The sequence below is a fragment of the Aquirufa salirivi genome (genome assembly GCF_045310485.1).
Classification (GTDB): domain Bacteria; phylum Bacteroidota; class Bacteroidia; order Cytophagales; family Spirosomataceae; genus Aquirufa; species Aquirufa salirivi.
The window spans coordinates 14,750-36,610 of record NZ_JBEWZH010000004.1 but is presented as its reverse complement, the minus strand read 5'-3'; the positions used below and the strand labels follow the sequence as shown (position 1 = coordinate 36,610).

Annotated in this window: 21 protein-coding genes; 9 read left to right on the top strand and 12 right to left on the bottom strand. The window is 39.7% G+C overall.

The window, feature by feature from the left end; all coding sequences use genetic code 11:
* Position 1 precedes the first annotated feature (1 nt).
* Positions 2 to 1,183 carry a mannonate dehydratase gene (gene uxuA / locus U0R11_RS06255; RefSeq protein ID WP_406750641.1) on the bottom strand — a complete coding sequence of 394 codons (1,182 nt, stop codon included), beginning with the start codon at positions 1,181 to 1,183 and terminating at the stop codon, positions 2 to 4.
* Positions 1,184 to 1,403: 220 nt separating this feature from the next.
* Here uxuA and U0R11_RS06250 point away from each other — a divergent pair, with 220 nt between their 5' ends.
* Positions 1,404 to 2,558 (top strand): LacI family DNA-binding transcriptional regulator, encoded by a 1,155-nt coding sequence (locus U0R11_RS06250; RefSeq protein WP_406750640.1) that lies wholly within the window; start codon positions 1,404 to 1,406, stop codon positions 2,556 to 2,558.
* Here U0R11_RS06250 and U0R11_RS06245 read toward each other — a convergent pair.
* The 6 genes from U0R11_RS06245 to U0R11_RS06220 form a co-directional block, all read right to left on the bottom strand.
* Positions 2,555 to 3,433, bottom strand: coding sequence for an alpha/beta hydrolase (locus U0R11_RS06245; protein WP_406750638.1), 879 nt, complete (start codon positions 3,431 to 3,433; stop codon positions 2,555 to 2,557). The two genes, U0R11_RS06250 and U0R11_RS06245, sit on opposite strands and share 4 nt — an antisense overlap.
* A 7-nt stretch (positions 3,434 to 3,440) precedes the next feature.
* On the bottom strand, positions 3,441 to 4,442 hold the full coding sequence (locus U0R11_RS06240; RefSeq protein WP_406750636.1) for a ThuA domain-containing protein: 1,002 nt from the start codon (positions 4,440 to 4,442) through the stop codon (positions 3,441 to 3,443).
* Positions 4,443 to 4,554: 112 nt separating this feature from the next.
* Complete coding sequence (locus U0R11_RS06235) at positions 4,555 to 5,283, bottom strand: superoxide dismutase (RefSeq protein WP_406750634.1); 729 nt, start codon at positions 5,281 to 5,283, stop codon at positions 4,555 to 4,557.
* A 206-nt stretch (positions 5,284 to 5,489) separates the two neighbouring features.
* Positions 5,490 to 6,653, bottom strand: a complete 1,164-nt coding sequence (locus tag U0R11_RS06230) for a chromate transporter (RefSeq protein ID WP_406750632.1) — start codon at positions 6,651 to 6,653, stop codon at positions 5,490 to 5,492.
* 6 nt (positions 6,654 to 6,659) lie between these two features.
* On the bottom strand, positions 6,660 to 7,112 hold the full coding sequence (locus U0R11_RS06225; protein WP_406750630.1) for a nuclear transport factor 2 family protein: 453 nt from the start codon (positions 7,110 to 7,112) through the stop codon (positions 6,660 to 6,662).
* A gap of 49 nt (positions 7,113 to 7,161) precedes the next feature.
* On the bottom strand, positions 7,162 to 8,421 hold the full coding sequence (locus U0R11_RS06220; RefSeq protein ID WP_406750628.1) for a YeiH family protein: 1,260 nt from the start codon (positions 8,419 to 8,421) through the stop codon (positions 7,162 to 7,164).
* Between the two features lie 70 nt (positions 8,422 to 8,491).
* Between U0R11_RS06220 and U0R11_RS06215 the strand changes: the two genes are divergently transcribed.
* On the top strand, positions 8,492 to 9,460 hold the full coding sequence (locus U0R11_RS06215; RefSeq protein ID WP_406750626.1) for a glycoside hydrolase family 43 protein: 969 nt from the start codon (positions 8,492 to 8,494) through the stop codon (positions 9,458 to 9,460).
* Positions 9,461 to 9,470: 10 nt separating this feature from the next.
* Entirely contained in the window at positions 9,471 to 9,872 is a 402-nt protein-coding gene (locus U0R11_RS06210) for a hypothetical protein (protein WP_406750624.1), read from the top strand.
* 70 nt (positions 9,873 to 9,942) lie between these two features.
* Here the strand turns inward: U0R11_RS06210 and U0R11_RS06205 are convergent, their stop codons facing one another.
* The 3 genes from U0R11_RS06205 to U0R11_RS06195 form a co-directional block, all read right to left on the bottom strand.
* The gene (locus U0R11_RS06205; RefSeq protein ID WP_406750623.1) at positions 9,943 to 10,143 is read right to left on the bottom strand and encodes a hypothetical protein; all 201 of its coding nucleotides are present in this window, start codon (positions 10,141 to 10,143) and stop codon (positions 9,943 to 9,945) included.
* Between the two features lie 95 nt (positions 10,144 to 10,238).
* A complete protein-coding gene (locus tag U0R11_RS06200; protein ID WP_406750621.1) occupies positions 10,239 to 10,703 on the bottom strand; it encodes a GNAT family N-acetyltransferase in 465 nt (154 codons plus the stop codon).
* Entirely contained in the window at positions 10,703 to 11,149 is a 447-nt protein-coding gene (locus tag U0R11_RS06195; RefSeq protein WP_406750620.1) for a DinB family protein, read from the bottom strand. Before U0R11_RS06195 ends, U0R11_RS06200 begins: the two co-directional genes overlap by 1 nt.
* Before the next feature lie 115 nt (positions 11,150 to 11,264).
* Between U0R11_RS06195 and U0R11_RS06190 the strand changes: the two genes are divergently transcribed.
* The 5 genes from U0R11_RS06190 to U0R11_RS06170 all read left to right on the top strand — a co-directional run bounded on the left by U0R11_RS06190 (position 11,265) and on the right by U0R11_RS06170 (position 18,767).
* Positions 11,265 to 12,329 (top strand): DUF3500 domain-containing protein, encoded by a 1,065-nt coding sequence (locus tag U0R11_RS06190; protein WP_406750618.1) that lies wholly within the window; start codon positions 11,265 to 11,267, stop codon positions 12,327 to 12,329.
* Positions 12,330 to 12,403: 74 nt separating this feature from the next.
* On the top strand, positions 12,404 to 13,894 hold the full coding sequence (locus tag U0R11_RS06185; RefSeq protein WP_406750617.1) for a nucleoside hydrolase-like domain-containing protein: 1,491 nt from the start codon (positions 12,404 to 12,406) through the stop codon (positions 13,892 to 13,894).
* Between the two features lie 171 nt (positions 13,895 to 14,065).
* On the top strand, positions 14,066 to 14,701 hold the full coding sequence (locus tag U0R11_RS06180; protein WP_406750615.1) for a 3-keto-disaccharide hydrolase: 636 nt from the start codon (positions 14,066 to 14,068) through the stop codon (positions 14,699 to 14,701).
* An 18-nt stretch (positions 14,702 to 14,719) separates the two neighbouring features.
* Entirely contained in the window at positions 14,720 to 17,578 is a 2,859-nt protein-coding gene (locus U0R11_RS06175; RefSeq protein WP_406750613.1) for a PVC-type heme-binding CxxCH protein, read from the top strand.
* Positions 17,579 to 17,636: 58 nt separating this feature from the next.
* Entirely contained in the window at positions 17,637 to 18,767 is a 1,131-nt protein-coding gene (locus U0R11_RS06170) for an FG-GAP repeat domain-containing protein (protein ID WP_406751095.1), read from the top strand.
* Positions 18,768 to 18,780: 13 nt separating this feature from the next.
* On the opposite strand, the gene U0R11_RS06165 is transcribed toward U0R11_RS06170, so the two are convergent.
* Positions 18,781 to 19,188, bottom strand: a complete 408-nt coding sequence (locus tag U0R11_RS06165; protein ID WP_406750611.1) for a GNAT family N-acetyltransferase — start codon at positions 19,186 to 19,188, stop codon at positions 18,781 to 18,783.
* A gap of 5 nt (positions 19,189 to 19,193) precedes the next feature.
* The gene (locus tag U0R11_RS06160) at positions 19,194 to 21,287 is read right to left on the bottom strand and encodes an outer membrane protein assembly factor BamB family protein (RefSeq protein WP_406750609.1); all 2,094 of its coding nucleotides are present in this window, start codon (positions 21,285 to 21,287) and stop codon (positions 19,194 to 19,196) included.
* A gap of 227 nt (positions 21,288 to 21,514) precedes the next feature.
* On the opposite strand from U0R11_RS06160, the gene U0R11_RS06155 reads away from it, so the two are divergent.
* Positions 21,515 to 21,847, top strand: coding sequence for a type II toxin-antitoxin system RelE/ParE family toxin (locus U0R11_RS06155; RefSeq protein WP_406750607.1), 333 nt, complete (start codon positions 21,515 to 21,517; stop codon positions 21,845 to 21,847).
* Positions 21,848 to 21,861 lie beyond the last annotated feature (14 nt).

Sequence of the window (21,861 nt, the reverse complement as noted above, 5' to 3'; positions counted from 1 at the left end):
ATTATATCATTCGAGCAATGGCCAATTCCATGCCACGTATTTCTGCCAAACCTCTCAAACGACCAATAGCCGAATAACCAGGATAGGTCTTCTTATGTAAATCATCCAGCATTTGATGTCCATGATCTGGACGCATCGGGATTTGTTCGCCCCCTCGTTTAATTTCCTCTTCATGTATGGCCTTAATGACGTCAAACATGGGAACATCTCCCGCCAGATGGGGAGCTTCGTGAAAAATCAGAGGTTCTTCTTGTTCTCTTTTGGTCGTTCTTAAATGCACAAAATGAATCCGATCGGCGAATCGGCGAATCATTGAGGGTAAATTATTATCAGGTCTAACTCCTAAGGATCCTGTACAAAAGGTAATCCCATTCGCTCGAACGGGTGAAGCCTCCATTAAGGCGGCTAAGTCGCTCTCCGTACTCACCACTCTGGGTAATCCCATCAATGGGAATGGCGGGTCATCAGGATGAATGCATAAATTAATCCCCAATTCTTGAGCTAGCGGGGCCACTTGTTGTATAAAATAGTGCAAGTTTTCCTGTAAAGTATCTGGCCCAATCTCCTGGTATTGATCTAGTAAACTTTGAAAGTTTTCCAGATGAAACGCCTCCTCGGAGCCTGGCAAACCCAATAAAATGGTATTTTGCAATTCTTCTTTTTCGGCATTCGTCATGCCTTCAAATTTCAATTTCGCCGCTTCTTGCACCGCTTTTGAATACTCATGTTCAGCCTTTAGCCTTTTCAAGATGAATAAATCGAAAATGGCAAAATCTGTCCATACAAAACGAAGTGCCTTAGCCCCATCAGGCATCTCAAAATCGAGCTTAGTTCTGGACCAATCCAATACGGGCATGAAATTATAACAAACTGTTTTTATTCCTTTAGCTGCCAAATTCCTCAAGGAAATTCGATAGTTCTCAATGTATTGCACTCTTTCAGGCAACGCTTTTTTGATTGCTTCATGGACTGGTAAACTCTCCACTACTGACCAATGAAGCGGAGTGTATTGTTGATTCCCTTGCTCAATGATATCCACCCGTTCTTGAATCGCTTCTTTAGACCAAACTTCTCCCACAGCAATTTGATGCAAAGCTGTAACAACACCTGTGCAGCCAGCTTGGCGAATATCCATTAAAGAAACTGGGTCATGTGGCCCAAACCAACGCATGGTATGTAACATGATTCTATGAGGTTATTTCTTGTGAAAAGTCAAAAACAGCTCTAATATACTGATAGCATTTAAATATATTTTTCAAACATAAAATATGCTTTTATCAGGAAAATGTCCTAATTTGAGCTTAATATAGGGTTTTTATTTCCAATTCTTGATCGTAAACGTTACCGATAGGTAATGAAATTCTTTGAAATAATATACCCTTCATTAAACCTTAACCAGACCATTGGAAACCTGCCCTAAATGTGCCACACCAACATCCGTCATTCGGGCAGGAATGATTCGAGGGAAAGTTCGTTTTCATTGTAAATCCTGTGATTATCATTTTACCCAAGAACATTCCGTAAAAACGAGTCCACAAAAACAGGTTCATACCACCATCAAGGACATCGCCCAACTCATGGGTGTTTCCATTGCCACGGTTTCTCGTGCTTTAAATAATAAAACGGATATCAGTCCAAAGACCCGAGATGCCATACAAAAATTGGCCCTGGAACTAGATTATAATCCCAATTTATTTGCCAAAGGTTTTCAACGGGGAGAAACAAAAACGATTGGTGTGGTCATCCCCAATATAAAAAGACCCTTTTTTGCGGGTGTCTTATCGGGAATACAAGAAGTAGCAAATGAACATGGCTATCGTGTTATGATATGTCAATCCAATGAATCCTATGAGACAGAAGTTACCAATATTCAAGGGCTTTTAGCTAGTCATGTCGATGGGCTTTTAATTTCTCATTCCAAAGAAACAACCCGTTTCAACCAAATAAAAAATCTATTTGAAAAAGGTTTACCTATGGTCCATTTTGATCGAATTTGTACTGAGGTAGAAACTCCTAAAATTCGGCAAGAGGATTTTGAAGGAGCTTATCAATTAGTGGAACATTTAATCCAACAAGGCTACCAACGCATCGCTATTTTAGCTGGACCACCTGAATTATTGATCAGTCAAAAAAGAAAAGAAGGGTATATTAGTGCCTTGGAAAAGCATGGATTACCCGTAAAATCCGAGTACATGTTACATGGAGATTTCAGTAAAGAATTTGCTTTGGCGAGTGTAGATGCATGGCAACAATTACCTGAGCCACCAGATGCCATTTTTGCTATACATTATTTAAATGCCGTAGAAATTATTCAATATTCCAAAGAGCTTGGCATTGAAATACCCAAACAACTAGGTATCGTTGGTTTTGGCGATGAATACTTAGCTGAAATTATAGAACCGGCTTTGACCGTTTTTCACTTATTTCCTCAAAAAGTAGGTGAAGTAGCCGCTTCTTTGCTGTTTGATGTTATTTCAAACAAACATTCAAATCAACAAGAAGATGTGCTTGTCCAAGGACAAATCATCATTCGTAAATCTTCTTTGAAAAAGGTTTAAGGAATATATTGGTGGAAACGTAACCAATGCTCGAAATCCACCGTCCAATGATCCGATGGCGTATTCATTTTTCGCATACCAAAACCATGCCCCCCTTTTGTATACATGTGCAATTCAGCAGGCTGTTTAGCCTTCAGCCATTCCAAATACAATTCGACAGAATGTGGCGCTAATCCTAGATTATCGTCACTTGCCGCCGCAATAAATATGGGGGTTCTATGACTGGGAATTTGAGTGCCCAAAACTGCTTTTTTGTATAGATATATTGGGGCAACAAAATTCGGTCGATTGGCATCGTTAGCCGTTTGTAACACCGACATGGTTAACGTACCTCCCGCAGAAAAACCCATAAATCCGATCTTCTGAAGATTCAATCCCCATGTATTTGCATGTTGACGTACATATTCCATGGCCTTTAATCCATCTTGAGTAGCTAATTCCACCACAGGCGCATTGATTACATCCAATTTGTTAAAATCCTGCATCTTCGCACTCAATTCTTTTACTGGGTCATTCGAAAGAATATGAACAAGACGGTATTTTAACACAAAAGCCGCAATTCCGTATTGATTCAGCCATTTAGCCACCTCAATGCCTTCGCTATCGATGGATAATATATGAAAAGCTCCACCTGGTGCTATGATGACCGATGTGCCATTCGCTTTGGATTTCTCTGGAAAATAAGCCGTGATACTAGGTTCTACTACATTATACACCAACCGAGTATTAAAACCATTGGAGCTGCTTTCTGCTTCTTTCCAAGCCCAAGACTCTGAGCCTGGAGCTTTGCCTGGATAGAGAGAAAACCTTTCTTGTGAATAGGTAAAACTGATATTCAGAGAAATCAAAAAGCAAAAGAAAAGAACTCGCTTCATTGAATGCTTATTTCGTGTATTCACGTTTAGAAGAAACATCCGCTTTGGGAAAATCGGCTGGAATTGGGATATCAACTTTCCCTGTAGCAGCCCATTGCGCTCCTCTTAATAAAGTGGTGATAAAACCTACGCAAGAAACCGAATAATCGGCATGACCCATGGGTGTATGAAACACCCTTCCTTTACCAAATTGGGTCACAATCAACATGGGTTCATGTCGACCCGTTCCTCTATTTTCTTTGGCAGAAAAAGCAGTACCTAAAATTTCCATATTCACTGCTGGTCCGCGCAAGCGATCATACATTTCATCTTGGGTGTGCATCCACGTTAAGGGCATACCTTTAGTGATCGGGTGATTGGCGTTACGAAGGATTATTTGATATTCCTTTTGCGGTCCATGTGAACCCGCTCTTCCTGCCTGTGTATCTTTGACCAATTTCCCTTCCAAATCATAATAGACATAAGGCCCATCTTTTTCCGTACGGTCGCCCCATCCTCCTAAGCCAATCATTTCATTGTAAGCGGACCATTGAGGAAAGGAATTGTCAGCGGCATGAATGACCACTAAGCCTCCCCCCTTTTTCATGAATTTTTCGAAATCTACCTGCGTTTCTGTTGGCCAAGGAGCGGCATTCCATCCAAAATTACAGATGACCAAATCGTAGTCGGAGAATTTAGGGTGAAAACTAGAATCTGCCTTCGGTTTGGCCAGTGCCACCGTATTTTCGAGCCCCGGCAACATATATTTAGGTATCAAATCGGCTGCGTTCCACGTAAAATGAGATCTTTGAACATCGACTTTAAACTTTCCAGATTGCTCTAAAAAATCCTTCATCATGAAGGTGATTTTCGGCCATTGATCATGGTTATTTTGTCCATCCACAATCAGCGTACGAATCAATTGGGATTTAGCAGCAGGCTCAGAGAGGGCATAAATGGACTCTATTCTTGAAATGAAAATGAGAAAAAGAGCAAAAATTAAAAAGAGAGGCTTGGAAAATTTCTTCATTGATTTTAAGATTTATAAAAATAATGGGATTGTTTCACACGCTATTTATTAAAATTTAGGGAAACAATGAATTCTAAATCAAAATTCTCTCTTTTGGCATTCATTCGAATCCCTATTGAGTTAACTTTAAAGCATTACTTAAACGCTGGGCTACATTGTCCCAATTAATGATTTGGAACATGGTATCCACAAAATCTGCGCGCTTGTTTTTATATTTCAAATAATAGGCATGCTCCCAAACATCAATCACCAATAAAGGAATGCAGCCCCACTGCGTCAACTTTTCGTGATTTTCGCATTGCAAAACAACCAGCGAGTTTGAATACGGCTGATAGGCCAATATTCCCCAGCCATTTCCATCCAAATTTTTTGAAGTTTCTGCTAAAAGAGCTAACATCCGATCTAAACTACCAAAGGATTTCTCGATTCTATTTAATAATTCTCCCGTAGGATTTAACTTTTTATTGGTGAGATTGGTCCAAAAAATAGAATGTAGAATATGAGAAGAAAAATGCAGGGTTAATTTTTTAGTCCAGTAATCAACCGTTTCTAAATTATTTTCGTCCAGCGCTTTTTTAATCATTTGAAGGTCTTTGTTGGCTCCTTTAACTGCTCCTCCATGATGAAAAGTATAGTGCAAATGAACCGTTTCAGAATCCATATAAGGTTCTAAAAAACTTTCCTGATAAGGAAGGCTTTGAAGTATATAATTTCCCTGCGCATCAACCAATTTATCCATGTCATTGCTAACCAGATTTTGATTAAATGAGGCGGCATTAATTGAACTTACAGAGCCTGCTGCCCATAATGCCGTTGATTGAATGAATTCAGATCTTTTCATGTGGTAACTTATTTGTTTAGGATTTTCCATTAATCAGGAAGCCAAGGCTTGCATCAATTAAAGGGTTTGTTTTTGAAATATACCATTAAATATTCCAATGAAATATCTGGGGACATATTTTCTTAATTGTCCAGAAGAAAATTATCACGAATGCTCCAAGATTCTTAAATTTTCAGTTGTTAATATGTCAACTATATTTGAATGAATTACAAAATCAATTTTATAACGATACCTAATATGGCGGCTGCTAGTAATAAATAGGGTTCTTTTAGCTTTTTGACAAACATCAATAAGACGAGAGACGTGAGAGCAATGCATACTCCCATTACATCCAACAATGTCCTTTGGGCAATGACTAAAACGGCTCCAAATAATGCGCCCACCACAACGGCAGTTATTCCATCCACAAATGCCTTTATAGAAACATTATTAGCAATTTTTTTAAAGTGATTGGCAGGCAAAATGGTAAATAAATAACATGGCAAAAATGTAGCTAAGGCAGCCACTACCGCTCCTGGAAAACCTGCTATCAAATAACCTATAAATCCCACAGTTACGACGATCGGTCCGGGTGTAATCATGGCCACAGCTACTGCATCCAAAAACTGTTGTTCTGTTAACCAATGGTTTTCTTCAACTACTCCGCTTTGTAAAAAGGGAACTATGGCTAATCCGCTCCCAAAAACAAAGGCTCCTGCTTTGAAAAAAAACAGCGCCATTTTCCAAAGTACACGGGAATCATATTCAAATGAAAAAAAGGACACCAGTAAAAAAGAATTGGATTGCTTGTTTAAACCATTAGGAGGGGCTTTTAGTAGCATGTAAAAAATACCTATCCCAACAAACAAAAGTATATCTTCCTTTTGAGTGATATAGGTGATTACGGCTCCTACCAAAAAGAATAACCATAACCAGGCATTTTTTTGAAAAGAGGCTAGGTCGATGGAGCCAATAGTTTTGGTGGTAAGTTTGTAACTGCTCAGAAAAATAATCCCAATGACCGCAGCGCCCACACCGTAAAAAATGGCCTGCATCCAGAATAGACCACCAAAAGCTTGATAAGCTATTCCCAATAAAACTACCATGATAAAGGAAGGAAGGACAAAGGCTATACCTGCTAATGTTGCACCCCAATAACTATAATGTACAAAGCCCAAATAGATAGCCAATTGTGCCGCCAATGGGCCTGGAGCCAGCTGAGCCAAAGCTAAGCCTTGCTTAAATTCTTCTTCAGAAATCCATTGTTTCCTTTCAACCAAATCCCTCCGCATATACTCCACCAAAGCCACTGGTCCCCCAAATCCTGTAGTTCCTAGCTGCAAGAAATAGGAACTCATTTGCCATAAAGAGTAGCTTGCTTTTTCTTCCATCTTTTCTTAATGATCATAGCTTACCACTCTCGATATTTTCCAATGACCTTGGTCATTTTTCCAAATCATTAAAAACTTAAATTCTCCTACTTCTAATTTTCCATTTTCAACATGTGAAAAAGTATGTCGACCGATATGAATAGCCCCATAATCTTTAATTGGATGAACCTCTAAAGTCCCCGGAACTAATTTTCGAGTTAATACATAGTCTCGGTTAAATATATTTTGAAAATTAGAAATAACCGTTTCATATTGAAGCAGGCCACCATTATCCTGAAACCACTCTAAATCGGATGTAAAGAATTGTTTAAAAGTGGGCATATCTCGCTGATTATACGCATGAAACATGGCACTATCCAGTCGGGAAATTTGTTGAAATAATTCCATCGATTTATGGGCTTGTCCAAAAGTCGTCCAACAAATTGCCAAAAAAAAGAATCCGATATAAAGAGTTTTCATGTAGTATGTTTTCAGGAAAAATTATTCCCTTATGAATAATTCAGTTTATTTAATTAAACAAAAAATAGGCTATTCCTAAGGTGATCATCACATTAAATCCTTGAGCAATGAGGAAAGCATACAGAGGTTTTTTGCCTTCGCTACTGAACAAATCCGCGAATTTAGTCTCTAAACCAATGCTCGTAAATGCTAAAGCAAACCACAAACCTTGAAGAGATTTTAAACCACCTTTTACTTCTGAAATTACATCTCCAGAAATAACGAATGAAAACAATAAAGATGCCGCCACAAAACCTAGCACAAACTTGGGAAATCGCTCCCAAATGATGCCTAAGCTTGGCTTTGATTCTTTGGCTACATCCGACTGATTATTGGAATAAGTCCAATAGATCGAAATTCCGAATGCCGCTAAACCTAAAAGAACATTCTGTGAAAATTTAACAATGGTACTAATTTTCAAAGCCTCTTCTCCGATCAATGAACCTGAAGCAATAACCGCCCCTGTTGTATCGATGGTTCCTCCTAACCAAGCACCCGTTACAGCTTCAGACAATCCCAAAGCTTTTGCCATGATGGGCATAAAAATAATCATGGGAATGGCTGTAATAAGAACGATGGAAATAACATAAGAAAGTTTCTTGGAGTCTCCTTTGATAGCGCCAGCTGTAGCAATGGCGGCTGAAACACCACAAATAGAAACAGCACTTGAGATAATAATGGCCATTTCCTCGTCAATTCCCATTTTTTTAGAAACCCAAAATGCAAAATACCACACGGAAACAACCACCAAAAGAGCTTGAATTAATCCCAATGAACCAGCTTTTAAAATATCTCCAAAAATGATGCTGGTACCTAATAAGACCAATCCAATTTTAACAAATAATTCCGTTGATAGAGACTCTCTTAACCAATCAGGAATGTTTGAAAAATTACTGATCATTAAACCAATGGATAAGCTAAAAATAACCGCTTCTAAATTCCAATTTTTTAGGAATGAATTCCCAGCTAAGATGAGAGCCAAAGTTGTTAAAATAAATACAATAGGAAATCCTTTGGCAGTGGCTATTACATCCTTTCCTAAGGTTTTGGTGGCCAATATAGCGATGGCATAGACCCATAAAAATAATTTAGTAACGTTCCATAAATTGGAAGTACTCACTACCTTTTCAAGCAATTCACTGGAGTTTTCCCAAGCAAACGTGGGGCTAGGAATTTTTATTCCAAAAAGGGCTAAGGCAATAATTAAGAATCCAAAGACCACGACGGTCCAGTCTTCTGTTAAACTAAAGGTAGATTTACTAGTTGACATAGTTGAATGATAAGTTTAGGTAAATTAAAAGAGTATTTTAACTTTGCCCAGACAAGTTATTAAAAACTCTATGAAACTACTATACTATTCGATATTTTTAATTCTATTTCATACGGTTCAGGCCCAACAAAAAACTTCCGGAAATCCCATCTTCCCTGGCTGGTATGCGGACCCAGAAGCTATCATTTTCAATAAAGCATATTGGATATACCCCACCTATTCTGATGTCTATCAAAAGCAAGTATTCTTCGATGCCTTTTCCTCCAAAGACCTGATTCATTGGAAAAAGCATGCCAAAATCGTGGATACATCAGCCATCAAATGGGCGGAAAAAGCCATGTGGGCACCTGCCATCATTCAAAAAGACAAAAAATACTACCTGTTTTTTGGAGCTAACGACATCCAAAGTAATCAGGAAACAGGAGGGATTGGAGTAGCTGTCGCCAAAAAGCCCCAAGGGCCATTCAAGGATTTAATTGGAAAACCATTAATCAGTCAATTTCATCATGGGGCCCAACCTATCGACCAATTTGTATTTAAAGATAAGGACGGACAATACTACCTCATTTATGGCGGATGGAAGCATTGCAACATAGCCCGATTAAGCCCAGATTTCAAATCCATCATCCCTTTTGAAGATGGGAAAATGTTTAAAGAAATTACTCCAAGCGGATATGTGGAGGGGCCATTCATGTTTATCCGAAATAATAAGTACTATTTCATGTGGAGTGAAGGTGGCTGGACAGGTCCTAACTACTCGGTTGCCTATGCCGTAGCGGATAGTCCTTTTGGCCCATTTGAAAGAAAAGAAAAAATCTTAAAACAAGACCCACAGGTAGCCACGGGTGCCGGGCATCATTCCGTCATTCAAGTACCTAATACAGATCAGTGGTATATGGTGTATCACCGCAGACCCTTGGGTGAAACGGATAGAAATCATCGGGTGACTTGCATAGAACCGATGTATTTTGATGACAAAGGAGATATTTTACCTGTAAAACTTAGTTTTGAAGGGGTGAAAGCTCAAAAAATCAAATAAAAATCATTCAATGAAAAAATGGATCTCATTTACGCTTGCTGTACGGGTCTTTTTGGGATTCATTTTTTTGGCTATTCTGTTTCATTTGTTGGTCATGGCTGGCATGGTGGCTCCTGATATCGTTTGGGGTGGCCGCGTACAAAGTCAAGAAGAATTAATCAAAATGGAATCCATTTCTTTATTTATCTTGGTCTTCATGGCGCTAATCGTTGCTATAAAAGCGCGTTGGGTTTTCTTCCAAATTGCGGAATTAGCAGACTATGTAATTTGGCTCATTCCTCTCCTATTTTTCTTAAACACCTTGGGAAATACGCAGGCATTAAATGCCATGGAAAGATTCATCTTTACGCCCATCACCTTGGTTTTGGCTCTAATTAGTTTACGAATAGCCGTGGAGAAAAATAGTTTTTGACTTGAGCATGTAAGAAGTCCAAAAATTCACTCCTCTAAATTCAATAATAGGTTAATGCTCAAAATTGAAATTATAGTTCCTCAGCATAATGCCTTAAAGATTTTGCGTAAGCTTCATTGATCATTTCTCTAGATATTTCACGTACTCTTATAATTCCATTTAAATTCGTTTTTACTACGATAATACCCTTGTAATGATGCATTTTATTAAAATCCACACCTTTGCTATTCGCCCTTCTAATTGACTCTGTTGTTACTTTTAAAATGCTCATTTAATCGGATCTAATTAGTTTTTCGAAAATACTACAAATATCCTACCAAAAAATTCATCCTCTTACTTTTAATATCTCAAATTGAAAATTACCAACTAACTTATATCTAGACACATTTTAATATCAGCTCTTTGGTAAATTACAGGTCCTAAATCCATTTCCTTAAAACCAAATTTTCGGTACATATCCACGGCCCTTTCCAGTCGTCGATTCGAGTAAATAATAATCTGTTTGATTCCCGCTTTTATTGCAAAATCCAAACAATATTCCATCAATAATTTACCAATACCTAAGCCCTGAAAATTCTCAGATACGGCCATTTTAGTCAACTCAAAGCTTGTATCATCGATTTTCATCAAGGAAACTGTCCCCACAATTTCATCCCTATACCAAGCATAAAAAATTTCCCCACCAGGCGCTAAAATCACCTCCTCGGGTTTAGATAAAACCTCCCGATCTATCTTTTCCACATGGAAATACTTTTCCAACCATTCCACATTCAATCTCCGAATGGCATCTCGATAGGCTGGCTCAAAATGGGTAATACGAATTTGACTCATCATTTATCCAATAAGCGTCGATGATAATTAATTTGTCCCAAATGATAGCCTAAATGAACCGCCAAATGAATAAAATAATACCCTGATTTCATGGAATGATCAAATACGGGCATCGGGTAATCCTCTTCCAATTGTTCCTGACTAATGGTCGGCAAAACCAACTCTAACATGGCTTTGGTTTCATCGATCATAAAGAGTAATTGCTCTCTTGGAACAGCTTTATCAGAAAATTCCTTTTCTCGATCTCTCACATAGCCCGTATTGCCATACACAGAACCAAAGTAGGTTTGTAAATTCCCAATCAAATGCAAACATAAATTGCCTGCGGAATTAGAAACAGCCCCCTCTACTTTCCATAAATTGGCCTCATCTTGATATTGGGAAATCTCCGTTTTTAAACGGTTTAAATCTCGAGTAAAAAGCTTCAATACATCTTCTGTTATCATTTTCAATATGCTTAGGTGTTAAAAATCAAATATAGAATAAAATACCATGCTAAAATGTAGAGGAATGCATTAGTATCTTAATTAAAAATGAATACTTTTAATAAAATTCCTTACCATGAAATCAAGATCCACTTACTTATTCATTGCTCTACTTCTACCTTTAAGCCTATTTTCACAAAATAGCGACCGCATTCATCAGGCGACCAAGGCCTTTTTAGCCACCCTAAATCAGGATGAACTGAAAAAAGTGAACTATTCTTTTCAAGATAGTTTACGAAAAAAATGGACCAATCTGCCCGTAGGTATGGTACCCAGACCGGGAATTCAATATGGTTCGCTTTCCGACAAAAGTAGGCTGGCTTTTCATCGCGTATTAAGCGCTTTATTAAGCTCCCAAGGCTACCTAAAAACAACCAGCATCATGCAGCTGGACGACATTTTAAACACCTTATATCAAGAGGCATACGATAAAGGAGAAATCAAAAAGGAGTTCTTAACCCAAATGCAAAAATTAAATTGGGCGCACGGAAATTATTACATTTCCATTTTTGGCACACCTGGAGATGCTCCTTGGGGAATGAATTTTGGAGGTCATCACATGGCCCTTAGCCTTACCTCAGATGGTAAAAAAATAAGCATGTCGCCCTATTTTATTGGTACCGATCCATCCGAAGTGAAATCGTCTAAATATGCGGGTTTACGTGTGTTAAGCAAAGAAGAAGATTATGGTTTTATGTTGATCAATATGCTCAGTGATAATCAAAAATCAAAGGCCATCTTACAGCAAGCCGTTCCTAAAGACATCATTACTTCCCCCAATAGTCAACAGCGTATCGACTCCTATTATGGGATTGCTGTAAAAGAATTTACCGATGCCCAAAAGGCGATGTTAAAAATTCTAATTCAAGAATACATCCACAATTTTGAACATGAAAAATCACATCAAATGATGGACAAAATTGCTGCCACAGGAATGGACAAAATCTATTTTGCATGGGTGGGTAGTCTAGAGAATAATAAGTCCCATTATTACATCATCAATGGCCCAGATTTTTTAATTGAGTACGACAATGTCGGATTCCAAAACGATGGAAACCACATTCATGCCATTTTACGTGAAAAAGGGAATGATTTTGGTGCAGATTTATTAAAAATGCACTACCTTGATTCTAAACATTGATTAATCGGATTAGACTAATCTTTGCCATTGTAAACAAAACCAAAATACATCCATTTCATAACTCCTTTCATAAAATGAGAAAAATCCTCTATTTTATGCTCTGCATGGGACTATTCACACCCATTTTTGCGAAAGAAAATTTACCTAGAACCATTGTTACCACGGATGGGGAAATCGATGATGTGGATACCTTCATTCGGATGCTATTGTATTCCAATGAATTTCACTTAGAAGGTTTAATTTATTCCAGTTCCATGTGGCACTATCAAGGTGATGGAAAAGGTACTTTGTTTACTTCCGAAATGGAGATGACTAAGAAAATGTATGGAGCCAAAACCGACCTTCGCTGGCCGGGTGTCAACTGGATTCAAGATTTACTAAAAGCTTATGGAGAAGTTTATCCCAAACTAAGTCAGCACTCCAAAAACTATCCCATTCCGGCTTATTTACATAGTTTAGTGAAAGTCGGAAACATTGACTTTGAGGGGGAAATGGATCAAATCACCCCTGGGTCCGAATTGATTAAAGAAAAATTATTAGACAATAACCCTGATGCTATTTTTTTGCAAGCGTGGGGAGGAACCAATACCATTGCTAGGGCATTAAAATCCATTGAAGAAGCCTATTCCAAACAAAAAGATTGGCCCATCATTCAAGAAAAAGTGTCTAAAAAAGCCATCATCTATACGGTCATGGACCAAGATGCCACCTATAAAAAGTATATCGGGCTACATTGGCCAAAAATTCGAGTATTTTATAATGCCCATCAGTTCGGAAGTTTTGCTTATCCTTGGAAAAGAATCATGCCCAAAGCTGCTCAGCCTTATTTTGAAGGTCCCTACATGGCTAAGAACATTATACTGAATCACGGTCCCTTATTGAAGATGTATTATGCCTATGGGGACGGTCAAAAACAAGCGGGCGATGATGAGCATATCCACGGTGATCCCAACAAACTGAAGAATGCCCAATGGGGGAGTTTTGTCCCTTATGATTTCATTTCAGAAGGTGATTCCCCTGCATTTTTACATTTGGTAGAGGTTGGCTTAAATAATTTAAATAACCCCACTTATGGCGGTTGGGGTGGTCGATTTGCACAAGCAAAGGATAATCCTTATCGATATGAGGACAATGAGGAGGCTGCCGATTTCAATCCCGAATTAGGGAAATTGGATATTAATTACGCTCAAACTCGTTGGCTTATTGCCCTTCAACAAGATTTTGCTGCTCGGGCCGACTGGTGTATTAAGGACTTTAAAGAGGCGAATCATGCTCCTCAAATTACAGTAAGACAAGGGATGAAAGTATATGCCAGAGCGGGCCAAAACATCACCTTAACCCTGTTTGCTCTTGATCCTGATAAAAATGCAGTGGCTTTCAGTGCTTGGCCTTATAAAGAAGCAGGAAGTGGAGCTGCAGACATTCAAATTTCTGGAGACAAAGCTCTTGTTAAAATACCTGAAACCGCCAAAGCTGGGGAAACTTACCATGTGATTATTGAAGGAAAAGACAATGGAACGCCATCGCTGACAGGATACCGACGCGTGGTGGTTCACATTCTTTAAGATCCAATGTTGCACGCTTTCAATAAAAAATAGCACATTCTTGAGCTTGTTTAGGTTTAAGCTATGATTTTTTCTCTTATATTGAGATTCGAATTAAGCTAAACCTAAAAAACGAATCTTCGTATCCTAACTCATTATCAAGTTCAAGGATTATACGATTCCTTTCCCTCCATGAAATCATTGATCTGGATAGGATTCCTATCTTTCGTCTGTATTCCACTTTGTTTGGCACAAAGTCCCAAAACCGTCGCCTTATTTGATGGAAAAACATTCCATGGCTGGGAAGGAGATACACTACATACTTGGCGTATTGAAAATGGCATGTTGGTAGGAGGTTCACTTGATACCACCGTTCCTCACAATAACTTCTTGTGTACCAAAAAAATCTATGCCAATTTTATCCTAAAGCTAAAAATAAAACTAAGGGGTAGTCAAGGTTTTATTAATTCAGGAATACAATTTCGTAGTCAGCGTTTAAAAGATCCCGCTTACGAGATGATCGGTTATCAAGCGGATTTTGGAAAAGATTATTGGGCTAGCTTATATGATGAATCCAGAAGGAATAAAACCTTGGTAAAACCCAATGATCAAGAGGTGCTGACTTGGATCAAAATCAATGATTGGAATGACTATGAAATAAAAGCGATCAACAATCGAATTCAATTATACATCAACGGTCATTTGAGCGTCGACTATACCGAAGCGGATGCCTCCATTCCTCAATCCGGATTCATTGGGATACAAATCCATGGCGGAGGAAAAGCCCTAGTTACTGTAAAAGATTTACTGATTCAAGAATTACCTTAAAACAATCTATCTACCTCTATGATGAAGCCTTCTACCTATTTACTCGGTTTAATCCTATGTCTTTTTATAGGTAATCCTGCCATAGCAAGCAGCAGAACGATCTCTCAGGCTGATAGCAGTAAAGTCGACTTTGACTATACCTTAGAGGCGACCATGTTAGGTTATTTTTCAAAAGACGGCACTAGAAATCCGACGTTAAAAGCCAATAAAGGCAAAAAAGTAAGAATTACGATTGTCAATGGGGAGCAAATGACGCATGATGTTTCCATGGAAAAACTGGGGATCAAGAGTTCAACCATTTTAGATAAAGGATCCAGCACGAGCATCGTTTTTATTGCTCAATCAAACGACACCTATTTCTGCTCCATCCCGGGTCACCGTGCGGCCGGCATGGTAGGGAAATTTGAAGTTTTGGAAGGGGCTATAGGTTCCGAAATAGTAAAAGGTATTCGTCCTTCCAAAAACGGGAAGCCATTAAACTTGAATTTTGAAACAGGAAACTTGGAAGATTGGAAAGCCGAAGGAGATGCCTTTGCTAATCCCATTTTTAACCAAGACCCTTCACCCGTACATGATAAGACCATGAAAATTGGTCCAGAAGGAAGCCATTTCATCTCCAGTGGTGGCACAAAAAACTATGCATTTACAGGTACTTTAACCTCTGTACCCTTTAAAATCACACAGCCATTTGCTAGTTTTTGGGTTTCAGGTGGTGCCTTGCAAGATACTCGTGTAGAATTGGTATTAGCCAAAAGCAAAAAAGTCATTTTCCGCTCCACAGGGCAAGGGCGAGCTACTTTACAACCTGTTGTGGCAAACGTTAAACCCTATTTGCAACAAGAAATCGTTATCCGCATCATCGACAATGAAACGGGTATCACGCCCATTCCTTACGTGGCACATGATAAACTAGCTCACATCAATTTTGACAACTTTCAGTTCCATGCCCTTCGGCCTAATTACCCGAATGAATTGCATCAAAAGGACATCATTGTGCTACCTCCTTTAGATCCTGTTCTGAATGCTGGACTTTCAGGTTTAAAGGCGGCCGAGGCCATGACTTTGCCCAAAGGCTTCAAAATTAATTTAGCCGCAGCGGAGCCTGACATAATTCGTCCCATCAGTTTTACGATTGATGCCAAAGGAAGACTATGGGTGGTAGAAGGCCATACCTATCCCGTTCCTGCCCCTGAAGGACAAGGCAAAGACCGCATTCTGATTTTTGAAGATACAGATGGAAACGGAACCTTGGATAAAAGAAAAGTCTTCATGGAAGGCCTAAACTTAGTCAGCGGCATTGAAGTGGGTATGGGAGGAGTTTGGTTAGGAGCGGCTCCTTACCTATTATTCATCCCAACTGATTTCCAAACGGATAAACCCACTGGACCTGTCCAAAAACTATTGGACGGCTGGGGAGTGCATGATACCCATGAAGTACTCAATAGCTTACGATGGGGCCCCGATGGTTGGTTGTATGGGAATCATGGGGTGTTTACCCATTCCAATGTGGGAAAACCGGGCGCCTCCGATCAAGAACGAATCAAAATCAATGCTGGCGTGTGGAGATTCCATCCCATCAGTCATCAGTTTGAGGTATTTGCTGAAGGAACTAGTAACCCATGGGGAATCGACTTCAACGATTATGGACATCCCTTCATTACGGTTTGTGTGATTCCGCACATGTTCCACATCATCCAAGGAGCACGTTATGAACGACAAGCCGGAAAACATTTTAATCCTTACACCTACGAAGACATCAAGACCATTGCTGACCATCGGCATTATGTAGGAAACAGAGGCCCACATGCGGGTAATTTCCGCTCAGCATCCGCTGGAGGTGGTCATGCGCATGCAGGTGCCATGATTTATTTAGGGGGAAATTCTTGGCCTAAAGAATTCCGAAATAACATCTTCATGAACAACATCAATGGCTCTCGATTAAACGTAGATCAACTCAATAGGAAAGGTTCGGGCTACAATGCCTCACATAAAAAGGACTTCATTGTCATGAATGATGCTTGGTCGCAATGGCTCAACTTCAAATATGACCCCAGTGGTTCCGTTTTTGCGATTGATTGGTACGATAAAAACCAATGCCATAGTACCAACCCAGACGTCCATGATAAAACCATGGGAAGGATCTTTAAAATCACGCATGAAAACGATCAATGGGTTCAAGTGGATTTGCATAAAGCCTCCGACATGGATTTAGTGAATTATCAGTTGCATGCCAATGAATGGTATGTCCGACAAGCGAGAACCATTTTACAAGAAAGAGGGCCAAATCCCCAAGTTCACGCAGCTTTGAAAAACATCATCGATAAAAACCCAGATGTGACTAGAAAATTAAGAGCCTTATGGACTTTACATGTGACAAAAGGTTTGACAGAAAAAGAAGTCGCTCAATTATTGACCAATCCCGACGAAAATGTTCGAAGCTGGGCGATACAATTGGTTGCAGAAAAGAAACAAGTTTCCGCTGACATTTTAGGTCAATTTGAGTCCATGGCTCGCACGGATAAGTCGGCACTCGTTCGACTGTATTTAGTATCTGCCTTATTGCGATTGGATCCTGCGCAGCGTTGGAATGTGTTGGATGTTTTAGTACAGAAAACAGAAGATCAAGCAGACCATAATTTACCTTTGATGCTTTGGTATGCTGCCGAACCTTTAGCGACTTTGGATGTAAAGCGCGCTATTCAATTAGGTGTAAAAGCTAAAATGCCCAAGTTTTTAACCTACACCATTCAGCGAGTAGCTGCCTTGAAATCGGATGAAGCATTTTCGTCCTTGAAGGAATTACAAACCAAATTAGGCCATTCCCATGAGAACCATGAAGTGAGTATGTTATTGGACAAAGTATTGAGTCAAAAATAACCCACCGATGAAAAAATTTATCCCCATTTTAGGCATTGAATTGCTGCTATTATTTTTCATGCTGGCATTAAAGTCGCAGCCCCCATCCGACTTTAAGAAAACGAAAATAACGGGTGATTTTATCTCGGAAGGAGTGGCGGCTGGCGACTTAAATAAAGATGGGAAAATAGACATTATTGCGGGATATTACTGGTTTGAAGCTCCACATTGGGTCAAACATGAAATGGCTCCGTCCAGAACCTTTGATCCAAGAAAAGAGTATTCGGAATCCTTTCTAAACCTTTGTTTGGATGTCAATTTAGACGGCTGGAAGGATGTAGTCATCGTTGATTTCCCTGGTAAAGCAGGTTTTTGGTTCGAGAATCCAAAAAACAAAAGTGAACGTTGGACTAAACACATCATCGCCCAAGGAATGGGTATCAGTAATGAATCTCCTGGCTTTATAGATGTGGATCAAGACGGGCGATTGGATATTTTATGTGGAGACAAAGACAAAAAGCAAATTGTTTGGCTTCAAGCACCCACCCAAAAAGGGGATACCTTATGGCAAAGACATGCCTTAAGTCAAGAAAAAGTCCCTGGCACAGAAAGTTTCTCGCATGGTATCGGCATGGGAGATATCAACATGGATGGCTTGGCCGATGTGGTCATCAGAGAAGGCTGGTTTGAGGGAAAAAAAGATGTCAAATCAGGGGACTGGAAATTCCATCCAACGAATCTAGGAGAAGCCTGTTCCCACATGCAAGTGATGGACGTCAATGGGGATGGGAGAAACGATGTCGTCAGCGCATCGGCTCATGCTTTGGGGCTTTGGTGGCATGAGCAAATTTTGAATCAAGGAAAGATTAGCTTTAAAACTCATTTGATGAGTACGCGTACGGCTCAAACCCATGCATCGATCATGGCTGATTTAAACGGAGATGGTAGAAAAGAATACATTACAGGAAAGCGTTTTTTAGCGCATCATGGGCGAGATGCAGGGGATAGCGACCCTGCTTTACTTTTCTATGTAGAGTTTAATCAACAATATAGAGACCCATTATGGAAAGAGTATTTGATCGATCAAGACTCTGGAGCGGGATTAAATATTACGGTGCTGGATGTCAATAAAGACAAAAAAGCAGACATCATTATTTCGAATAAAAACGGGGTATTTTTATTCGAAAATCAAATCAAAAAGAAAAGATAAAATCAGGGAAAATTTAGGAAATTCTTTTCTCCATTTTCACATATTCAATTCCATTTTTCAGGAAAGTTTCCCCTACTTTTTTCATGCCAAATTTCTCATAAAATTGAGCCTTGGGAACGCGCGCATGACACCAAATCTGTTCTATATCCGATTGACTAAATTGTTCAAAAACATGCTTCAATAAAATAGACCCATAGCCTTTGCCTTGTTCCGATACAAGCGTAGCAAATTTCCTAAATTGAATACTTTGATGCTCCTTAAAAAGCGAAATAACCGACTTGATTCCCCCTTCCACCAAAACACCCAAATGTATGGCGGATTCATCGTCTGGGATTTTAACAAAATCCAGGTCTTTATCTGGCCACATGACTTCCTGACGAATCACTAAAACTTGTTCGATGGGGATTTCTTGAATTTGCATGAAACTTAATTTAAGGAAAATGCCAAATAGTGGTCGCCCGATTTTGTTTTCAATTTGCCTCCTCCACAGGCAATGACCACATATTGCTTGCCATCCACCGCATACACAGAGGGCGAAGCATAACCCGCCGCTGGTAATTGATAACGCCATAACTCTTCCCCTGTCGCCCGATCAAAGGCCCTAATATATTCATCTTTGGTAGCCGCAATAAACACCAATCCACCTGCCGTAACCGCAGGTCCACCATAATTGTCAGTCCCTGTTCTTGGTATTCCTTTAGCCATCAATTCTGGATATTCTCCCAAAGGCACTTGCCACAATCTTTTTCCTGAATGCATATTGATAGCAGTCAACGTGCCCCAAGGCGGCCGACTGACCGGATATCCATTTGAATCAAACCACCGATTATAGCCCGTCATCAAATAATCGGAAATAGACAAATTAAGGATGCCTTTTACGGCTATATTTTCTCCTTGAAGAAAGGACCAAATGGCTTCTTTTTGTTCCTGACTGATATGTTGCAAGGAAGGCATTCTTCCGCGCCCTTGATTCAATAATTGTACAAAACTCTGTAGGCCATATTTTTTCTTTATTTGTAACAAAGAAGGTATCGACCCATCTTCATTCCCTTGTTTATTTTGCCCATGACAGCTCATGCAATGTTGTTCGTAAATAACACTGGCAGTGGTCATTTTCAGGCTTTTGGTATTGGGTATCAAAGACGTGTACACAGGATTTTCTTTGGCAGGAATGTACATCACTTGTTGTTCGTCTACCGCTGCTCCACCCCATTGTGCGCCACCATCCGTACCCGGGAAAAAGATGGTTCTCTCCTTACCCACTGGTATATACGCATGACCTGATTTTGACAAAGCCAATTCTTTTTTGATATCCTCATAATTGGAAGCCCAAGGATTAATGTCCTTTTCGAAAAAACTTTGTCGAGTAAATGGCTCAGGCCAAGTGGGGATAGGCTGGGTTTTAGATGCCAATTCACCAGGTACATCGGAAGCAGGAAAAGGAGTTTCCACAATGGGGAAAATGGGCTTACCTGTGACCCGATCAAACACAAACATAAAGCCTTGCTTGCTCAAGACAGAAACAACATCCTTCTTCTCTCCCCGAATGGTCAAGGAAAACAAATTAGGAGGAGCAGGAATATCCCGATCCCAAATGTCGTGGTGTACCGTCTGAAAATGCCAAAGCCTTTTCCCAGTGGTAGCATCCAAAGCCAACAGGCAATTAGCAAATAGATTGTCGCCCTTTCTATTTCCACCATAAAAATCAAAAGCCGCAGAGCCAGTAGGCGCATAGACAATTCCACGTTTTTCATCCAAAGCCATCCCCATCCAGCTGTTAGCGCCGCCTAGATTTTTATAATTGTATTTCTCCCAAGTATCATATCCGAATTGCCCCGGACTAGGAATGGTTTGAAAAGTCCACAATAATTTCCCAGAAATGGCCTCATAGCCACGGATATCGCCCAACAGAGCCGTGGCAGATTCAGAAACCCGAGTGCCCACGATCAGGATATTCTTAAAAATGGTCACTGGCGTATTGAGAGACACATATTCATCGGATCCTTCCCGTTGAATGCCCGTCAATAAATTGACTTTGCCCTCTTGTCCGAAGCTTGCTATGACTTTGCCAGTTTTGGCATCTAAGGCAAACAAATAGGACCCATAGCCAAAAAAGATCCGCGACTTTTTGCCGTTGGACCAATAGCTTAGTCCTCGACTGGTGGTGCTATTGGTTTTAATCTTGATGTTAGTCTTCCAAAGTTCCACACCTGATTTAGCATCTATTGCAAAAGCCTGGGTATTGGCAGAAACACCGTATAAAATCCCGTTGATGATGATGGGATTGCATTGTATTTGGGTGCCGTTGGTGAGGGTATCCGCCCCGCCCGCATCGTAATCCCAGGCGAGGGATAATTGACTGACATTGGAAGTATTAATCTGTTTTAAAGGAGAAAAATGATTGCGGTTATTGCCCCCATGATAAGTAGGCCAATCCACACGCATCCGATTTTGCCAAGAGGCAAATCCCAGTAAGATTCCTAGGATGGATATCCCCACCATGAACAGAAGCTTTTTCATTGGATTGGATTTTGTCAAATGTAAGGGTTTCAAGAGATAAATGGATAGGATGGGGTTAGGAAATGAATAACTATGCTTGAGGATGTAGGATAGTTTGATTAGCATAGAGGTTTAAATATGGAAGAATATAATGTGTAAGCTACCTTTTTATTGACCCGCTTTTTCAATTAATTTAAAAATTATAATTGTTTTCATTAACCCTTTTCGTTAATAATATTTAAATTGCGGTGGAAATCATTTACAAAAGCAGGAAAATTGAAAAGCAATTGACCGACCCCAAAGAGATGGCAAAATCCTTTGGTCAGTTGGCTCGTCATATTAATCAAAGGCTCAAAGACCTCAGTGCGGCCGAAAATTTAGCGATGATGCGAACCCTGCCAGCGGCTAGATGCCATGAGCTGACAGGAGACCGAAAGAGAGAATTAGCCGTGAATGTTTCAACTAATTACCGATTGATTTTTGAGCCAAATCATGAACCCATACCCCAAAAAGCTGATGGAGGATTAGACTGGGGAAATGTCACCCGAATTCGGATTATTGACATGGAAGACTACCACTAAAACAAAGAACAAGA